Origin of the sequence: Curtobacterium sp. MMLR14_002 (assembly GCF_001864975.1) — a bacterium.
In the GTDB taxonomy this organism is placed as follows: Bacteria; Actinomycetota; Actinomycetes; order Actinomycetales; family Microbacteriaceae; genus Curtobacterium; species Curtobacterium flaccumfaciens.
The window spans coordinates 1-310 of record NZ_MJGT01000026.1 but is presented as its reverse complement, the minus strand read 5'-3'; the positions used below and the strand labels follow the sequence as shown (position 1 = coordinate 310).

Sequence of the window (310 nt, the reverse complement as noted above, 5' to 3'; positions counted from 1 at the left end):
CGACGAGATCGTCTACTTCTTTCAAGTCGTCGACGCGGACATCGTGATCTTCGAGGACATAGACCGGTTCGAAGATCCGCACATCTTCGAGACGCTGCGCGAACTCAACACCATCCTCAACGCGGCGAAGCAGCTCGACGGCCGGACCCTCCGCTTCATCTACGCCATTAAAGACAGCATCTTCGAAGAGCTGGGGGTACGTGCGGCGCGCGAAGCAGACGGTGACCAGCCGGACGCGAAGAAGCCGACAACCGACGCCGCGATCCTCGAAGTGGCGCGTGCGAACAGGACGAAGTTCTTCGACCTGGTC

General features: G+C 60.0%; 1 protein-coding gene. It reads left to right on the top strand.

Annotated features, from left to right (window positions below):
- A partial coding sequence (locus BIU91_RS18765) for a hypothetical protein (RefSeq protein ID WP_171907760.1) occupies positions 1-310 on the top strand: 310 nt, incomplete at both ends.